The organism is Micromonospora sp. LOL_025 (genome assembly GCF_048060285.1).
GTDB lineage: Bacteria > Actinomycetota > Actinomycetes > Mycobacteriales > Micromonosporaceae > Micromonospora.
Map to the genome: position 1 here is coordinate 1 of NZ_JBHMIR010000058.1, position 15,134 is coordinate 15,134.

At 71.9% G+C, this 15,134-nt stretch carries 12 protein-coding genes and 2 pseudogenes; 4 read left to right on the forward strand and 10 right to left on the reverse strand.

Annotation, left to right across the window (positions count from 1 at the left end):
• From ACFHW0_RS31075 to ACFHW0_RS31090, 4 genes are all read right to left on the reverse strand, one after another.
• On the reverse strand, positions 1–236 hold a 236-nt coding region (locus ACFHW0_RS31075), incomplete at its 3' end, for a glycogen/starch synthase (protein ID WP_416613187.1).
• 377 nt (positions 237–613) lie between these two features.
• Positions 614–1,288, reverse strand: coding sequence for a fasciclin domain-containing protein (locus ACFHW0_RS31080; protein WP_416613188.1), 675 nt, complete (start codon positions 1,286–1,288; stop codon positions 614–616).
• An 87-nt stretch (positions 1,289–1,375) separates the two neighbouring features.
• Positions 1,376–3,496, reverse strand: a complete 2,121-nt coding sequence (locus ACFHW0_RS31085; RefSeq protein WP_416613189.1) for a M14 family zinc carboxypeptidase — start codon at positions 3,494–3,496, stop codon at positions 1,376–1,378.
• 163 nt (positions 3,497–3,659) lie between these two features.
• The gene (locus ACFHW0_RS31090; protein WP_416613191.1) at positions 3,660–4,322 is read right to left on the reverse strand and encodes a response regulator transcription factor; all 663 of its coding nucleotides are present in this window, start codon (positions 4,320–4,322) and stop codon (positions 3,660–3,662) included.
• A 299-nt stretch (positions 4,323–4,621) separates the two neighbouring features.
• Between ACFHW0_RS31090 and glgX the strand changes: the two genes are divergently transcribed.
• The 3 genes from glgX to treZ are packed head-to-tail and all read left to right on the forward strand — an operon-like array spanning position 4,622 to position 10,792.
• Positions 4,622–6,739 carry a glycogen debranching protein GlgX gene (gene glgX / locus ACFHW0_RS31095; RefSeq protein WP_121397906.1) on the forward strand — a complete coding sequence of 706 codons (2,118 nt, stop codon included), beginning with the start codon at positions 4,622–4,624 and terminating at the stop codon, positions 6,737–6,739.
• Position 6,740: 1 nt separating this feature from the next.
• Complete coding sequence (gene treY / locus ACFHW0_RS31100) at positions 6,741–9,062, forward strand: malto-oligosyltrehalose synthase (protein ID WP_416613192.1); 2,322 nt, start codon at positions 6,741–6,743, stop codon at positions 9,060–9,062.
• Positions 9,059–10,792: a malto-oligosyltrehalose trehalohydrolase gene (gene treZ / locus ACFHW0_RS31105; RefSeq protein WP_416613193.1), complete on the forward strand. Its 1,734-nt coding sequence runs from the start codon at positions 9,059–9,061 to the stop codon at positions 10,790–10,792. Before treY ends, treZ begins: the two co-directional genes overlap by 4 nt.
• Before the next feature lie 75 nt (positions 10,793–10,867).
• Here the strand turns inward: treZ and ACFHW0_RS31110 are convergent, their stop codons facing one another.
• Positions 10,868–11,743: an alpha/beta fold hydrolase gene (locus tag ACFHW0_RS31110; RefSeq protein WP_416613194.1), complete on the reverse strand. Its 876-nt coding sequence runs from the start codon at positions 11,741–11,743 to the stop codon at positions 10,868–10,870.
• 97 nt (positions 11,744–11,840) lie between these two features.
• Between ACFHW0_RS31110 and ACFHW0_RS31115 the strand changes: the two genes are divergently transcribed.
• Complete coding sequence (locus ACFHW0_RS31115) at positions 11,841–12,038, forward strand: YciI family protein (protein ID WP_416613195.1); 198 nt, start codon at positions 11,841–11,843, stop codon at positions 12,036–12,038.
• Here the strand turns inward: ACFHW0_RS31115 and ACFHW0_RS31120 are convergent, their stop codons facing one another.
• The 5 genes and pseudogenes from ACFHW0_RS31120 to ACFHW0_RS31140 all read right to left on the reverse strand — a co-directional run.
• Complete coding sequence (locus ACFHW0_RS31120) at positions 12,039–13,250, reverse strand: pectate lyase (protein WP_416613196.1); 1,212 nt, start codon at positions 13,248–13,250, stop codon at positions 12,039–12,041.
• A 99-nt stretch (positions 13,251–13,349) separates the two neighbouring features.
• Positions 13,350–13,456, reverse strand: a pseudogene (locus ACFHW0_RS31125) (IS5/IS1182 family transposase); the annotation flags it as partial.
• Positions 13,457–13,554: 98 nt separating this feature from the next.
• Positions 13,555–13,851 carry a hypothetical protein gene (locus ACFHW0_RS31130; RefSeq protein WP_416613197.1) on the reverse strand — a complete coding sequence of 99 codons (297 nt, stop codon included), beginning with the start codon at positions 13,849–13,851 and terminating at the stop codon, positions 13,555–13,557.
• 81 nt (positions 13,852–13,932) lie between these two features.
• On the reverse strand, positions 13,933–14,418 hold the full coding sequence (locus ACFHW0_RS31135) for an NUDIX domain-containing protein (protein WP_416613198.1): 486 nt from the start codon (positions 14,416–14,418) through the stop codon (positions 13,933–13,935).
• Positions 14,419–14,435: 17 nt separating this feature from the next.
• Positions 14,436–15,134: pseudogene (locus tag ACFHW0_RS31140) on the reverse strand (hypothetical protein); the annotation flags it as partial.

A 15,134-nucleotide genomic window follows, 5' to 3' on the forward strand; every position in this document is an offset into this window, starting at 1 on the left:
ACGGTGACCTCGTGCCCGGCGGCGGCGAGGGCGACCGAGAGGGCGTGCACGTGCCGGCCGAGGCCGCCGACGAGGACCGGCGGGTACTCCCAGGAGAGCATGAGGATGCGGCGGGTCTGCGGGGGCGTGCCCGTCGTCCCGGACTGCGCCGGGACCTGGGGCCGGGAGGTGAGGGTGGGCCGGTGGACCCGGCCTGGGATGCTGGTGGGCTGCTCGCCGACCCGCAGGGTCGTCACATCGATCTCCGTCCGTGCATCGTGGAACGCGCCGGCAGCGGTGGCGGCGGAACGGGGCTGAGGGATGGCCGAGGGGCCGGGCGGGGGCGCGCGGGCGCGCCCCGCGAACAAGCAAAAGGCATCCCGACCGATCCCGCATCTCGAAAGGGTCCAAGGTGACGGAGGACACCCGAAAGTCTCGGGTCGTGTCAGTCGGGTGGATTCCGGTCATCGTCCGATCAGGCGAACGGAGGGCCGGGCCTGGTTCGCCTCACGCACCGTTGGCGGCGTGCTGCGGGTGGGCGGCGCCGGCTTCGGCGAGCGTCGGGGTGGGCGCCACGAAGGGCGCCGGCCGCCGACCCCGCGGAACGGGTCGGCGGCCGGCGTCGTCGGGCCACTCAGTGGTGGTGCTCCTCCTCGTGAGCGGTGTCCGGCAGGTCGCCGAGCACCTTGTCGATCACGTGGATCCGGGCGCCGGTCGCCCGGTAGTCGGCGCAGACCGTCTCGGCCCGGTCGGCCAGCCGGGCCCCCGACCCGGCCGGGGTGACGGCGAGGGTGGTGCCCGCCAGGGTGGTGACGGTACCGGCGGACGCCAGGTCGGCCACCGGGCGAGCCCCGGCGACCAGGTGCTCCCGCAGCAGCCCGCGCAGGGTCGCGGTGTCCTTGAGCAGCAGCTGGTCCACGTTGGCGGTGGAGAACTTCGCCCGGAAGGCGTCGTCGGTCGGGGCGAGGATGGTGAGCCCGCCGGCGGCGGACAACTCCTCGGCCATCCCGGTGGCCCGCACCGCCGCCTCGAACGTGGTGAGCACGGGAATCCAGGTCAGGGCCTGGGCGGGGGACCGGTCCACCAGCGAGCCCGGGCTACCCGGCTCGGTCCCCGAGGGCAGCACGTCGCACAGCGGTCCGGTGACCGCGACCGGTGTGCTGTCGCCGGTGCCGTCCGCCGCGGCGGACCGCCCCGGCGAGCTGGTGCACCCGGTCACCGCGACCAGGAGGGCCAGGGCCGTCCCGGCCACCGCCCACCGGCGGCGGGCGGCCCGGGACGCGGGGACGGGGATGAGGGTCTCGGACACGCTCTCTCCACTCCAGAACCGGTACGGGAGGCGCCGGTAGGTCGGCGGTGGGCCGACCTGCCGGCACCTCGGGCGGGACTCAGCAGGTCACAGCTGGGCGCACTGGCTGAACTTCGGACCACTCACGGAGTTGGCGACCTCCATGTTCGTCGGCGCCGGGGAGTTGCCGGTGCAGGTCAGCGGACCGTTGACGGTGTTGCCGGCCACCAGCGGGGCCACGACCCCGCTGCCGACCACGCCGAGCGGGCCGGTCACCTGGTTGCCGACCAGGACGACCGGGCCCTGGGTGCCGGTCGCGCGCACCGGACCGTTGACCCTGCTGTCGGTCAGGACGAACCCGGCGGCGCCGGTGGCGTCGACGGGACCGTTGATCGAGCTGCCGTTGACGATCAGCGCGGCGCCGGGGCGCACCTGGACCGGACCCCGGACGGTGGCCCCGTCCAGGCAGGCGACGCCGGAGACGACGAGCGGACCGTTGCGGGTGCCGGTCAGGGTGGGGGCGACCCGCTCGCCGGCGACCAGGCCCTCGACGGCCTGCTCGTCGAGCAGCAGCGGGATCAGGCCCCGCTGCGGCTGGGACAGCGGCACCAGGTAGCCGTCGCCGACCTTGATCACCTTCCAGCCGTGGGCGGCGAGCCGCTGGGCCACGGTGGTGCGCTGGCCGGTCGGGCCGTCGGTGCGCTCGCCGTGGTACTGCTGCTCGGTCAGCCGGTACGCGCACGGCGGCTGTTCGAGGATCCGCTCCGGGGTGGGGGCGTCCGCGGGCGGCGGGGCCTCACCCGGGTGCGGGGCGGGGTACGCCTCGATCTCGCGGGAGCCCCGGAACACGATCCGTCCCTCGTTGGCCGACTGCGACGTGATCGCCTCGGCGCGGGCCTTCGTGATGGCCTGGACGCTGGCGCCGTGGTAGCGGAGGAACTCGGTGAACGTCCACAGCGCGGAGTAGGTCTTGCGCCGGCGGTTGTTGGCGGTGTTGGACTCGTCGGGCCGCGTCGGGCCGCCGGAGCTGCGCAGCTCCAGCAGGGAGTTGACCACGTTCTTCAGGCCGAGGGTGTTGCGCAGGATGGTCTCCTCGCTCAGGCCCACGGTGGCCCCGGCGGTGCACCCGTACGGGCAGGCCCACCAGCCGTCCCGGGCGCCCTGCGAGTACATGTGACCCTCGATCATCTTCTGCGACTCGTCGAAGATGCCCTGGGCCACGTTCTGGTGCCGTGGCGGCAGCATCGGCAGGTCACCGGTGTTGGTGTTGCCGTACTCGTGGCCGTCGTAACCGGCGATCGGCCGGTAGTCGCGGACCATCTCGGCCAGCGCGTGGGTCTCCGGCTGGCGGATCAGCGAGTGGTCCCGGTTGAGGTCCTGACCGGTGGAGTTGCCCCGCGTGTTGGCCGCCCGGCCGTCGCCGTTGAGCGTCGGGACGATCAGCATGGTGGTCTTCGACAGCAGGTCGAGGGTCCTGGCGTCCTTGGTGAAGGCGAGCTGCCGGGCCATGATCAGGCAGGCCTCGCGGTCGCCCGGCTCGTTGCCGTGCACGTTGCAGTTGACCATCAGCGGGTTGGTCGCGGCCACCGCCTCCGGCGTCGCCGCGGGCCGGGGGTAGCCGATGACCAGCATGTTGATCGGCCGGTTCAGCACGGTACGGCCGATCTCCACCACGCGGACCCGGTCGCTGGCCCTGTCGAGCGCGGCGGTGTACGCGTACTCGTTGACGTCGCTGGTGTACTGCGCGCCCAGCGTCTCCTCCCACTGGGTGCGCAGGTTCTCGCCCGGGGTGCCCGGGTCGCCCCAGTGGCCGCGGGTGGTGCCGCTGACCGGCGCCGAGTAGGGCTGGGCCTCGGTGCCGAACCGGGCCCGCACCCGCCACCGGAAGCCGTTGCCCGGAGCGAAGCCGGCGTCGGCGAAGGTCGGCTCGTCGTTGTTGACCTGCCGGTTCGGGCGCCACACGCCGGCGATCACCGGCGTGCCGGGCGTGCCGTCCGCGGCGAGCGGGGTCCGCTCGATCTGGTAGTCGGTGGCCCCTGCCACCCGGGTCCACGCCAGCGTGGCGTACCCGTCACCCTGCACGACCGTGAGGCCCTGCACCTGGTTCGGCTCCGCCTGCTGCGGGGCCGCGCTCGGCCGCCCCTGCGCCTGCGCGGGCACCGCCGTCGCCACGAGGGCGGCGGCGAGCAGCGCGGAGAACACACCGGCCGTTGTCCGTCTGTATCTCAAAGGGATCTCCAAACAGGAGGGATGGCTGGGTGCGCCCAGCACACCCGCAGTCGGCCCACCGTAGGCGCACAACCTGCGATTCTTGAGGATCACCTGAGATTCGCGGGCCGGTCGCCGGACCCCGGCCGGCACGCCGGTCGTCCCGGCCGCCCACCGACGGTCGTCAGCCCGCGCGCAGCCGGTAGCCGACGCCGCGCACGGTCTCGACCAGGCCGGCGTCGTCGAGCTTGCCCCGCAGGGCCGCGACGTGGACGTCGAGGTTGTGCCGGGTGCCCCAGGTGGTCTGCCAGACGTCCAGCTGCAACCGGTCCCGGGGCACCACCGTGCCGGCCTGCCGGGCCAGCGCCACCAGCAGGTCGAACTCCTTGCGGGCCAGGCCGACCTCCCGCTCGCCCAGCCAGACCTGCCGGGCGTGCACGTCGATGCGCAGCCTGCCGACCCGCAGCTCGCTCGTGCTCCGGACGCTGCGGGCGGTACGCCGCATCACCGCCTCGATGCGGGCCTGCAACTCCACCATCGAGAACGGCTTGACGACGTAGTCGTCGGCGCCGGCCCGCAGGCCGGCCACCCGGTCGTGCTCCTCGGCGCGGGCGGTGACCGCGATGATGGCCACGTCCTCGTCGGCCTGCCGCAGCCGCCGGCACACCTCCAGGCCGTCGCCGTCGGGCAGGTTGAGGTCCAGCAGGACCAGGTCGACCGCGCCGGCCCGGACCGCCTCGGCGGCCGTCAGCGCCGACACCACCTCGTGTCCCCGGCGGCGCAGCGCCTTGCCGAGGGCAGACGCCACGCGTAGGTCGTCTTCGACCAGGAGTACCCGCACGCGCATCCCCCCGGACCTCGTCGCCGCCGGATCATGCGAGTCTTGCCGACGATCATCGACTTGACCAGTGCGGACGCAAGATCGTGACCGCAGCATGATCCGATCCGGACCCGACGGCGGAGCCCCGGTGACGGGAGCCGCCGAACCCTCCGGCCGCTACCAGTCGGGGGTGTTCCGGGCATCCACCGATCGGGTGGATTGACGGCGGAACGCGCGGGGCAATACCCGCACGCGCGCCACCGGCCCCGCCGTGTGGTGCGCTCATGGTGCGGTGCGCGCTCATGATCTTGCGCATAGGGAGCGACATGCAGGTCTGGCCGGGTGAGCGGTACCCCCTGGGGGCCACCTACGACGGGATGGGCACCAACTTCGCCATCTTCTCGGAGGTGGCCGAGCGGATCGAGCTGTGTCTGTTCGACGAGTGGGACACCGGGGCGGAACGGCGGGTCGAGCTGCGTGAGGTCGACGCGTACGTCTGGCACGCGTACATCCCCGGCATCGAGCCGGGGCAGCGCTACGGCTACCGCGTGCACGGGCCGTACGACCCGGCGAACGGCCTGCGCTGCAACCCGGCCAAGCTGCTGCTCGACCCGTACGCCAAGGCGGTCGACGGCGACGTGCGCTGGGACCCGGCCGTCTACGACTACGAGCACGGCGACCCGGAGCGCATGAACACCACCGACTCGGCGCCGTTCATGCCGAAGTCCGTGGTGGTCAACCCGTACTTCGACTGGGGCAACGACTCCCCGCCCCGCATCCCCTACCACCACTCGGTGATCTACGAGGCGCACGTGCGCGGCCTGACGATGCGCCACCCGGACATCCCCGACGAGCTGCGCGGCACGTACGCCGGCCTCGCCTCCCCGCCGATGATCGAGCACCTGACGAAGCTCGGCGTGACCGCCATCGAGCTGATGCCGGTGCACCAGTTCGTGCACGACCACCGGCTGACCGACCTGGGGCTGCGCAACTACTGGGGCTACAACACCATCGGCTTCTTCGCCCCGCACCACGGCTACTCGGCGCTCGGGCACCTCGGTCAGCAGGTGCAGGAGTTCCGGGGCATGGTCAAGGCGCTGCACGCCGCCGGCATCGAGGTCATCCTCGACGTGGTCTACAACCACACCGCCGAGGGCAACCACCTCGGCCCGACGCTGAGCTTCAAGGGCGTCGACAACGCCAGCTACTACCGGCTCAGCGAGGACGACCGCCGCTACTACGTCGACTACACCGGCACCGGCAACAGCCTCAACGTCCGCAGCCCCCACTCGCTCCAGCTGATCATGGACTCGCTGCGGTACTGGGTGACCGAGATGCACGTCGACGGGTTCCGCTTCGACCTCGCCGCCACCCTCGCCCGGGAGTTCTACGAGGTCGACCGCCTCTCCACCTTCTTCGAGGTGGTGCAGCAGGACCCGGTGGTCAGCCAGGTCAAGCTGATCGCCGAGCCGTGGGACGTCGGGCCGGGCGGCTACCAGGTGGGCAACTTCCCGCCGGTGTGGACCGAGTGGAACGGCAAGTACCGCGACACCGTGCGCGACTTCTGGCGCGGCGAGCCGGCCACCCTCGCCGAGTTCGCCTCCCGCATCTCCGGCTCCGCCGACCTCTACCAGGACGACGGGCGCCGCCCGTTCCACAGCATCAACTTCGTCACCTGCCACGACGGGTTCACGCTGCGCGACCTGGTGTCGTACAACGACAAGCACAACGAGGCCAACGGTGAGTCCAACCGCGACGGCGAGAGCCACAACCGGTCCTGGAACTGCGGCGTCGAGGGCGACACCGACGACGAGGCCGTACGCGCCCTGCGGGCCCGGCAGCGGCGCAACTTCCTGGCCACCCTGGTGCTGTCGCAGGGCGTGCCGATGATCGGCCACGGCGACGAGCTGGGCCGCACCCAGCGCGGCAACAACAACGCCTACTGCCAGGACAGCGAGCTGGCCTGGGTCGACTGGGACGACGCCGACACCGACCTGCTGGAGTTCACCCGCAAGCTGGTCGACTTCCGCCGCCGCCACCAGGTGTTCCGTCGGCGGCGCTTCTTCACCGGCCTGCCGGTGCGCTCCCGGCTGGTCGACGAGCCCCTGCCGGACCTGGCCTGGTACACCCCCGACGGGCGGGAGATGACCGGCGAGGACTGGGGCAACGACTTCGGCCGCGCCGTCGCGCTCTTCGTCAACGGCGAGGGCATCCGCGAGCGCGGCCCGTACGGCCAGCGCCACCTGGACGCCTCCTTCCTGCTCTGCTTCAACGCCCACGACGCCCCACTGGACTTCACCGTGCCCGGCCCCGAGTTCGGGCAGCGCTGGGAACTGGTGATCAGCACCGCGGAACCGGAACCGGAGAAGACCACGGTGGTCGAGGCGGGCGGCACCCTCTGCGTGCCCGACCGGTGCGTGGTGGTGCTGGAGAGGAAGGCCTGACATGTCGACCACCCCTCGACCCGACGCGCCCCGGGTGGGCGCCACCTACCGGGTGCAGGTCCGCCCCGGCTTCGACCTGGACGCCACCGCCGAGCTGGCCGACTACCTGGCCGGCCTCGGCGTCACCCACCTCTACAGCGCGCCCCTGCTCACCGCCACCCCCGGCTCGGCGCACGGCTACGACGTGGTCGACCACCGCGCCGTCAACCCCGAGCTGGGCGGCGAGGCGGCCCGGCAGCGGCTGCTGCGGGCGCTGCGCGCCGCCGGGCTCGGGCTGGTCGTCGACATCGTGCCCAACCACGCCGGGGTGGCCGTGCCCGCGGCGAACCCCGCCTGGTGGGACGTGCTGCGCCGGGGCCGGGACTCGGCGTACGCGGCCTGGTTCGACGTCGACTGGGACCGTGGCCGGCTGCTGCTGCCGGTGCTGGCCGACTCCCCGGACGCCCTCGACGACCTCAAGCTCGCCGACGGGGAGCTGCGCTACCACGAGCACCGCCTCCCCGTGGCCGACGGCACCGGCGACGGCACCCCCCGCGAGGTGCACGACCGGCAGCACTACGAGCTGGTCTCCTGGCGGCGCGGCGACACCGAACTCACGTACCGCCGCTTCTTCGCCGTCTCCGACCTGGCCGGGCTGCGGGTGGAGGACCCGGAGGTCTTCGCCGCCACCCACGAGCAGGTCCTGCGGTGGGCGGCGGCCGGCGAGATCGACGGCATCCGCGTCGACCACCCGGACGGGCTGCGCGACCCCTCGGCTCACCTGGCGCGGCTGCGCGACGCCGCGCCGCACGCGTGGCTGGTGGTGGAGAAGATCCTGGAGTACGGCGAGGAGCTGCCGGACTGGCCGGTGGACGGCACCACCGGCTACGACGCCCTCGCCGCCGTCTGCGGGCTCTTCGTCGACCCCGACGCGGAGGGCGACTTCACCGCCCTGGACACCCACCTCGTCGGCCGGCACACCTCCTGGCAGGACCTCACCCACGACACGAAGCTCGCCGCGGCCACCCGGCTGCTGTCGGCCGAGCTGACCCGCCTCGCCGCACTCGCCCCCGACGTGGACCACGACGCCGCCCGCGCGGCGCTGGCCGAGCTGGCCGCCGCGTTCCCGGTCTACCGGGGCTACCCGCCGCACGGCGCCCGGCACCTGGCCACCGCCCGCGCCGAGGCCGGCCGCCGCCGCCCCGACCTGACCGCCGTGCTGGACGCGCTCACCCGCCGGCTGCGCGACCCCGACGACGAGCTGGCGAAGCGCTTCCCGCAGCTCACCGGCGCGGTCATGGCCAAGGGCGTGGAGGACACCGCCTTCTACCGGTGGAGCCGCTTCGTCGCGCTCAACGAGGTCGGCGGCAGCCCCGCGCACTTCGGCGTGCCGCCGGCCGAGTTCCACCGCTTCGCCGCCGCCCGGCAGGTGCGCTGGCCGGCGAGCATGACGACGCTCTCCACCCACGACACCAAGCGCTCCGAGGACGTACGGGCCCGCCTCGCCGTACTCAGCGAGCTGCCGGGGCGCTGGGCCGACCTCGTCGCCCGGTGGGCGGCCCGCGCGCCGCTGCCCGACCCGGCCTTCGCGCACCTGCTGTGGCAGACCGCCGTGGGCGCCTGGCCGATCGAACGGGAGCGGCTGCACGCGTACGTCGAGAAGGCCGCCCGCGAGGCGTCGGCCACCACGAGCTGGGCCGACCCCGACCCGGTCTTCGAGCGGGCCATGCACGACGTGGTCGACGCGATGTACGACGACCGGCAGCTGCACGCCGAGCTGACCGCCTTCGCCGACGAGATCGCCCCCGCCGGCTGGTCCAACTCGCTGGGGCAGAAGCTCGTGCAGCTCGCCATGCCCGGGGTGCCCGACACCTATCAGGGCACCGAGCTGTGGGACAACTCGCTGGTGGACCCCGACAACCGCCGCCCGGTCGACTTCGCCGTACGCCGGGAGCTGCTGGCCCGCCTCGACGCCGGCCCGCCCCCGCCGGTGGACGCGGACGGCGCGGCGAAGCTGCTGGTGGTGTCGCGGGCCCTGCGGCTGCGCCGCGACCGCCCGGAGCTGTTCGGCGGCTACCGGCCGGTGCCGGCCCACGGGCGCGCCGGCCGGCACGCGCTCGCCTTCGACCGGGGCGGCGCCGTCGCGGTCGCCACCCGGCTGCCGCTCGGCCTGGCGCGCGCCGGCGGCTGGGGCGACACCACCCTGTCACTTCCCGTTCACGAGATGACCGACGTGTTCACGGGCCGGGCCTACAGTGGCGGACAGACCCCGCTGGCCGACCTGCTGGCCACCTACCCCGTCGCGCTGCTGGCTCCCACCACCGAGTCCGTGGAGGCTTCATGACCGAGTTCACGGTGTGGGCGCCGCAGGCCGCCCGCGTCCGGCTGCGCCTGCCGGGCGTCGCCGACCACGAGATGCGCTCCGGGCCGGACGGCTGGTGGCGGGTCGAGGTGCCCGCCGCCGGCCCCGGCACCGACTACGCCTTCCTGCTCGACGACGACGAGCGGGCCCTGCCCGACCCCCGCTCGCCCTGGCAGCCCGAGGGCGTGCACGGGCCGAGCCGGCGCTACGACCACGCGGTGTTCGAGTGGACCGACCAGGCCTGGACCGGCCGGCAGCTGCCCGGCGCCGTCCTCTACGAGCTGCACGTCGGCACCTTCACCCCCGAGGGCACCTTCGACGCCGCCATCGGCCGCCTCGACCACCTCGTCGACCTCGGCGTCGACATGATCGAGCTGCTGCCGGTCAACGCCTTCAACGGCGAGCACAACTGGGGCTACGACGGGGTCTGCTGGTATGCCCCGCACCAGCCCTACGGCGGGCCGGACGGCCTGAAACGACTGGTGGACGCCGCCCACGCCAAGGGCCTGGGGGTGATCCTCGACGTCGTCTACAACCATTTCGGGCCCTCCGGGGCCTACGCGCCGATGTTCGCGCCGTACCTCACCGAGCAGAGCAACACCTGGGGCCGCACCGTCAACCTCGACGGGCCGCACTCCGACGGCGTGCGCCGCTACATCGTCGACAGCATCCTGATGTGGCTGCGCGACTACCACGTCGACGGCCTGCGGCTCGACGCCGTGCACGCCATGCCCGACTCCCGCGCCACACCCTGGCTCGAGGAGGTGGCCATCGAGGTCGAGGCGCTCGCCACCCACCTCGGCCGGCCGCTGTCGCTGATCGCCGAGTCCGACCTCAACGACCCCCGGCTGATCACGCCCAGGGAGGCCGGCGGCTTCGGCCTGCACGCCCAGTGGAACGACGACGCCCACCACGCCCTGCACACCCTGCTCACCGGCGAACGGCAGGGCTACTACGGCGACTTCGGCTCGCTGGAATGCCTCACCGACGTGCTCACCGGCGGGTTCTTCCACGCCGGCACCTGGTCCAGCTTCCGCAACCGCCACCACGGCCGGCCCGTCGACCGGCAGCGCACCCCCGGCCACCGGTTCGTCGCGTACCTGCAGAACCACGACCAGATCGGCAACCGGGCCACCGGCGACCGGATCTCCGCCACCCTCTCCCCGGGGTTGCTGCGGGTCGGCGCGATGCTGCTGTTCACCGCCCCGTTCACCCCGATGCTGTTCATGGGGGAGGAGTGGGCGGCCAGCACCCCGTGGCAGTTCTTCACCAGCCACCCCGAGCCGGAGCTGGCGACCGCCGTGGCCAACGGCCGCAAGCGGGAGTTCGCCGCGCACGGCTGGCCGGAGGGCGACGTGCCGGACCCGCAGGACCCGCAGACCTTCGTCCGCTCCCGGCTCGACTGGGCCGAGCTGGACAAACCCGAACACCGCGAGATGTACGAGTTCCACAAGCGGCTCATCGCGCTGCGCAAGAGCCGCCCCGACCTGTCCGACCCGAGGCTGCACGCCGTGGACGTACGCCCCGGCGACCAGTTCCTGGTGATGCGCCGGGGCGGGACGCTGGTGGCGGCGAACCTGGCCGCCAAGCCGCAGCGGATCACGCTGCCGGGGGTGGCACGCCGGGTGCTGCTCGCGACGGGGGAGGGGGTCACGGTGATGCGGGACCGCATCGAGCTGCCGGCGGAGTCGGCGGCGATCGTGGCGCTCTGACGGCGCTCGACGTCGTCCTGCCTCCGGCAGTGGCGTCGCGGCTGGCGGCGGTCGGCCCGTCCCCGCCGGCGGTGGTCAGCCGGCGGCCAGCACCTCGCGCAGCTTGGCCGCGAACTGGGCGGGCTTGCCCGCGTAGCCGAACTCGCCGCCGAGGAAGCCGCCGTGGTGGCTCGGGAACACCACGGCCTCCTGGCCGAGCAGCGCCGCGGTGGCGACCGCCGTACGGGCCGTGTACGTCCCCGCCGTCTCCTCGCCGACCGCGATCACGATCCGGGTCGGCGCCGCGGCGAGCGCCGCCGCGTCGGGCCGGTAGTCGATGACCGACTCGGAGGCCTTCGACAGCAGCGGGTCGTCGCGGGAGCCGTCGTCCTCGGTCGGCAGGCCGAACGCCGCCGGGTCGGGCGTGGGCTGGGCGAAGTAGGCGTCGGTGTACTCACCCTGCCAGGACGTCATCACGATGAACGCGGCCATGCCCGCACCCTGGCCCTTTGCCTGGTAAGCCTCGTGGACGGCGGCCTGCGCGCGCTCGGCCGCCGCCGCGTCGGGAAGCACCGCGTTGATCGGCGGCTCGTGCGCCACCAGCGTGCCGACGTCGCCGGGGTGGGCCGCGACCAGTTCGAGCGCGGTCACCGCCCCGCCGCTGCTGGCGAACACGTCGACCGGACCGCCGCCGAGCGCCTCGATCAGCAGGTGCAGGTCGGCCGCCTGCTGCTGCGGCGTGTGGTCCGTCCGGTCGTCGCTGCGGACGCTGCGGCCCAGACCGCGCGGGTCGTAGGTGACGACCGTCCGGTCGGTGAAGTGGGGGGCGAGCGCGTTGAAGCCCTCCGCCGTCATCGGTTGGCCGATCATGAGCAGCGTGCGGTGATCGCCGGAGGCCGACAGCGGACTGCGCACGTCATAGACCAGGTCGGCGCCGGGCGCGGCGAGGGTGTGGGTCTCCATCGTCGTCATGCCGGCGAGCGTACGGCCGAGGGGTGACAGAACGGGCGCCACGCGCGGGAGTGGCACCACCTGCCCCGGTTCTCGGCACCGACGTCAGGATCTGCGTATGGAGTTCTTCTGCTATCACCGCGACCGGCGCGACTCGCTGGGACTTCGCACCGAGCTGCGCGAGGAGCACTGGTCCTACATGGACCGGTATGCGGCTCAGATGATCGCCCGTGGGCCGACCTTCATGCCTCGAGCGGACACGAAGGGGCACCCGCCGCCAGGCGGGCGCCCCTTCGTGAACAAACGTGTCCAGTGACTACCGGAAGGTGACGTCACTTCTGTTGACCTTGCAGTTGGCGTCGTTCCAGCCCTCACCGAGGTAGCTGGGTTCGCTGCCCTTGGGCACACCCTTGTACTTGCCGCAGATGGTGGCCGAGCCGATCACGACCACGCGAGTGATCGTTGCGGTGTCGTTCCAGTTGCTGTTGATGCCGGCGAGCATGTCGATGTCGTCGACGAGGACGTTGTCGATACGCACGTGACGGGTGTGCGAGGTGGAACAGTTGCCACAAGCGCGGTACAGCTTGCCGGACCCCTTGAGGTAGAAGCCGGAGATGTTGACCGTGCCGTTGCCGTTGTGCTGGAAGGTCTTGTCGCTGCCGTTGCGCGCGCCGCCACCGATGACGTAGGAGGTACCGCCGTTGGTCTGCTTGAAGGTGGCGGCGTCCTCACCGATGTCGTTCCACCACACGTTGCGCAGTGTGCAGGTGCCCTCGCAGTGCACGCCGTCACCGGCAGGCGAACCGAGGATGACGTTCTGCAGCGTGCCACCATTGGCGATCTTGAACATCGGGTCCTGCGACTCGCCCTGTCCACCGTCACCGATGCAGCAGTACGTCTTCATCCCGCCGTCGAAGGTGCCGGAGACGCTGACCGTGCCCGAGATGCTCACCGAGCCGGCCGACGACGGCCACGCACCAGTCGGCGCGCCTGGGTTGCTGGTCGGGTTGGCCGTCGGACTGCTGGTGGGGCCACTGGTCGGACTGGTGGTCGGGGTCGACCCGCCGCTGGAGTACGTCTCGAACTCGGCGATCCGTGGGGTGCCGGACGCGCTGGTGATGACGAAGGAGATCTTCTTCAGCGACGTCGAGGAGAAGTTGATGGTGCTTGGGGCGCTGCTGCCGCTGGCCAGGACGGAGCCCGTGTCGTGGTTCTTGAGCTGCCAGCCGCTGATCGAGCCGCCGCCCGAGGCCTGCACGATGGCGGCCGAGGACACCGTCGTGGCGCTGCCCCACTTGACCGAGACCGTGCCGGTCGAGCCGCTCGGTGACCAGTAGGTGCTGGGGTTGCCGTCGATGACGTTGCCATAGCTGGTGCCACTGGCCTTGCTGGAGCCGTCAGCGCCGGCGCCGAGGCTCAGGTTCGTGGCGGCCGAGGCGTTGGGAATCTGCAGCGCCAGGGCGACGACGGCACCTGCGACCGCGGTGGCACCACCGGCCAGCCACCGCGTGGCGACTTTGCGTCTCATCTGAGTTCACCTTTCAGGCATGAGCATCGGGACGGGAAAGCGCTTTCCGACAACGATAGAGACTGACCAATGAAGAGGCAAGGATCACTTCTTGTTGACGATCGCTTCCTGCGCGTAGTGCCACGCGGTGCTACTCCGGCGGCGAGGCGGGTGTAGGTGTCACCGTTGCGCAGGTGGGCCGGGGCGTATAGCCCTGACCTGCACGGTCAGGATAAAAAGGCTCAATGGATGGGCATGGGGTCGCACAGCAGGCGACCAGGCGCACGCGTGTCGGCGGTCGCCCGAGTCCTCGGGCAGCGCAGCCTCAAGTCGAGTTTTTAGCCGTCAAAGGGCTCAGGATGGTCCGGGCCAGCGCGGCGAGCCGGGTTTGCAGGTCGTCGTCGGTCCGCCCGCCGAGGTCGTCTTCGAGATCTGTGGCCAGGGCGGCGACCGTCGGGAGCAGGTCGCCCAGCGGGCTGCCCTCGTGTCCCACCACGGCGTCGCCGTCGACGCCGGTCACCAGCAGGTCGCAGGCCAGCATCACCGCGTGGTGCGGGTCGGCGTCGTAGAGCAGCGCCCGGGCCTGTTCGGCCCGGAGCCGGCGAAGAAGTTCGTCATCCACGCGCCGAGGCTAAGGGCCGCCACGCAACCCCGGGCGTCAGTCTGGTCGGGGACAACCAAGATGAAAGGGCACATGCAACTGTCAGGCTGAGACAGCGGCACCGTTGGCAAGGTACACCGGGACTTGTCGGGCTCGGGCTTGTATCGCCGCGCCGGCCCGGGGAGCCACATTCACTGGAAGCCGCTGCCCAACCTCCTCAAGCGAGAAGAAGGCGGCATCTTCCAGTTCCTGCCGAGGCAGATCGATGCCCTCCAGGCTGTCGAGCGTCCCGCAGTCGAAGGTGAAGTGGATCAGGGCGCGTGGCCGCTGCCCCGCAGCAGGTGCCCAGTCCACGACGAGGAGATCCCCTGCAGCGACGACGAGGCCCAGCTCTTCGCGGACCTCACGGGTGCAGGCCTGATGCGGATACTCGGCCTCCTCCACGTACCCGCCGGGGAAAGCCCAATGGTCGCGATACGTGGGTTTCACGAGCAGAACGTTCCCCGCCGGATCGGTGATGAGCGCTCCTGCGGCAGCATGGAAGGCCGGCAGGTTGGCATACCAGGTGGCGGGATCCGTCCAGGTCATCTCTGTGACGCTAGCCGTCACGTTCTGATGTTGTCTCGCGTCAGTTGCGCGCAGGTGAAGCCGAGAGCCACAAGGAGTTCGTTCACTTCAGACTTCGCGCGGTAAGGGCTCAGCGTGGCGGCGAGTTCGCGGACCCGGTGCGTCACGCGAGCCGAGCGGACGGCATGCACGTGCTCTTCCAGTTCGCGCCCCCAGTCGCAGGCAGCGTCCACGTCCCCGGCACGGGCATGGGTCGTCGCGATGAGCGCAGTATGAAGAGCGCGCGTCCGGGCGTTCTGGTTGGCCAGAGTCACCGCGCCAGGCGCGTGACGCAGGGCCTGTCGGTACAGCCGCAGGTCACTCAGGCACCTCACCGCAGTGCCCGCAAAGTGGCCCGCACTCAAGTAGGCGGCCCAGCGTGGGCCGCTGCCGGCGTCCGTTCGGTCCAGGGCACGTTCCGCCTTCGCAAGTGCCTTCTGACATGCACGTCGTTCGCCCGACCGGCCGTATGCGCTGGCGGCGGTCGTGTACAGGCGTGCGCGGACTGCGGCGGGGGCGCGGCCTGCTCCGTCGATGGCGGCCTCGGCGAGTCGTGCAGCATCTTGCGAGTGCCCAAGATAGACGGCCTGCGTGGCGAGGTTGGCCAGCAAATGGGCACCGTACAGGCGGTTGCCCTTCCCCTCGTAACGTGGAGGCCAGAACTTGAGGGATAGAGGTTCATGGCTGAGACGAGACGC

Bases quoted from the DNA above. Each gene is read 5' to 3' on its own strand.
- ACFHW0_RS31110 (WP_416613194.1), bottom strand. From the start codon at position 11,743: ATGACGACGATGGAGACCCACACCCTCGCCGCGCCCGGCGCCGACCTG.
- treZ (WP_416613193.1), top strand. From the start codon at position 9,059: ATGACCGAGTTCACGGTGTGGGCGCCGCAGGCCGCCCGCGTCCGGCTG.
- ACFHW0_RS31090 (WP_416613191.1), bottom strand. From the start codon at position 4,322: ATGCGCGTGCGGGTACTCCTGGTCGAAGACGACCTACGCGTGGCGTCT.
- ACFHW0_RS31120 (WP_416613196.1), bottom strand. From the start codon at position 13,250: ATGAGACGCAAAGTCGCCACGCGGTGGCTGGCCGGTGGTGCCACCGCG.
- ACFHW0_RS31135 (WP_416613198.1), bottom strand. From the start codon at position 14,418: ATGACCTGGACGGATCCCGCCACCTGGTATGCCAACCTGCCGGCCTTC.
- treY (WP_416613192.1), top strand. From the start codon at position 6,741: ATGTCGACCACCCCTCGACCCGACGCGCCCCGGGTGGGCGCCACCTAC.
- glgX (WP_121397906.1), top strand. From the start codon at position 4,622: ATGCAGGTCTGGCCGGGTGAGCGGTACCCCCTGGGGGCCACCTACGAC.
- ACFHW0_RS31115 (WP_416613195.1), top strand. From the start codon at position 11,841: ATGGAGTTCTTCTGCTATCACCGCGACCGGCGCGACTCGCTGGGACTT.